Origin of the sequence: Streptomyces phaeoluteigriseus (assembly GCF_001896135.2) — a bacterium.
In the GTDB taxonomy this organism is placed as follows: Bacteria; Actinomycetota; Actinomycetes; order Streptomycetales; family Streptomycetaceae; genus Streptomyces; species Streptomyces phaeoluteigriseus.
The window spans coordinates 683,370-684,806 of record NZ_MPOH02000015.1; the positions used below are offsets into that span (position 1 = coordinate 683,370).

General features: G+C 69.5%; 1 protein-coding gene and 1 pseudogene. Both read right to left on the minus strand.

Annotation, left to right across the window (positions count from 1 at the left end):
- Positions 1-199 (minus strand): annotated as a pseudogene (locus tag BM536_RS41810) (hypothetical protein); the annotation flags it as partial.
- Positions 184-1,320, minus strand: a complete 1,137-nt coding sequence (locus tag BM536_RS21010) for a ParA family protein (RefSeq protein ID WP_079275197.1) — start codon at positions 1,318-1,320, stop codon at positions 184-186. The gene BM536_RS21010 and the pseudogene BM536_RS41810, both read right to left, overlap by 16 nt.
- Between the last annotated feature and the right edge of the window lie 117 nt (positions 1,321-1,437).

Sequence of the window (1,437 nt, forward strand, 5' to 3'; positions counted from 1 at the left end):
CGCCGTCCCCGCCCTGTGCGGGCACGGCGTGCGGCGCGTTCTCGGCGGAACCGGGCGCCGCACCGTCGCCGTCCCCCGCCGGAGCGGGAACCCGGGCCTCGCCGTTGGCGGGGCGCCGGGGTGCGGACGGCTGGAGCGCCATTCCCCCTGTCGTACGGAAGAGTTCGTCGGCCCCCGGCAGACTCACTCGGCGGGACACCGGGCGAGCACCTCCCTGGCGAGCTGGCGGTAGGCGGCGGCACCGACGGAGTTGGACGCGTAGGTGGTGATCGGCTCACCGGCGACCGTGGTCTCCGGGAAGCGGACCGTGCGCCCGATGACCGTGTGGTAGACGTGGTCGTCGAAGGCCTCGACGACCCGCGCGAGCACCTCACGGCTGTGCACCGTGCGCGAGTCGTACATGGTCGCCAGGATCCCGTCGAGCTCCAGCTCCGGGTTGAGCCGCTCCTGGACCTTCTCGATGGTCTCCGTCAGCAGGGCGACACCGCGCAGCGCGAAGAACTCGCACTCCAGCGGCACGATCACCTTGTGGGCGGCGGTGAGCGCGTTGACGGTGAGCAGGCCGAGCGAGGGCTGACAGTCGATCACGATGTAGTCGTAGTCGTCCATCAGCGGCTTCAGGGCCCGCTGGAGCGTCGACTCGCGCGCGACCTCGGAGACCAGCTGGACCTCGGCGGCGGACAGGTCGATGTTGCTGGGCAGCAGGTCCATGTTGGGGACCGCCGTCTTCAGGAGCACCTCGTCGGCCGACATGCCCCGCTCCATGAGCAGGTTGTAGACCGTGAGGTCGAGCTCCATGGGGTTGACGCCCAGACCGACCGACAGCGCGCCCTGCGGGTCGAAGTCCACGAGCAGTACCCGGCGTCCGTACTCCGCGAGCGCCGCACCCAGGTTGATGGTCGACGTGGTCTTGCCGACGCCGCCCTTCTGGTTGCACATGGCGATGATCGTCGCGGGACCGTGGTTGGTCAGCGGTCCCGGGATCGGGAAGTACGGCAGCGGGCGACCGGTCGGGCCGATGCGCTCGCGGCGCTGGCGGGCAGCGTCGGGCGCGAGGGTGGCCGCGTACTCGGGGTCGGGCTCGTACTCGGCGTCGGGGTCGTAGAAGTGCCCTTCGGGCAGTTCGTCGTAGTCGGCGAAGTGGTTGCGGGGCGCGCCACTTCCGTCGCCGGCCATGGCGTTCACGTGATGGCCATCCATGCTCTGGTGTGCTGACAGAGCCGTGTGGGGGTTCGACTGGCTCTGGTGGGCTGCGAAGGTTCGGACAGCGACGGAGCCGACAGCCTCGATCCCCGTGGAGCCCTGACTCCGCGTAGGCATTCCTGGTTGACCACCCCCGGGAGAAAATGTCGACTCATTCAGAGCGTCCGCCGATAGGCCGAGATGGCATGGGGGTGGGCACGGCGGGTGCGGCTTTCGTTGATCATGGAGTTCCTG

What these genes read in the sequence shown, in the direction of transcription:
- BM536_RS21010 (WP_079275197.1), bottom strand. Translation starts at nt 1,320, where the DNA reads ATGCCTACGCGGAGTCAGGGCTCCACGGGGATCGAGGCTGTCGGCTCC.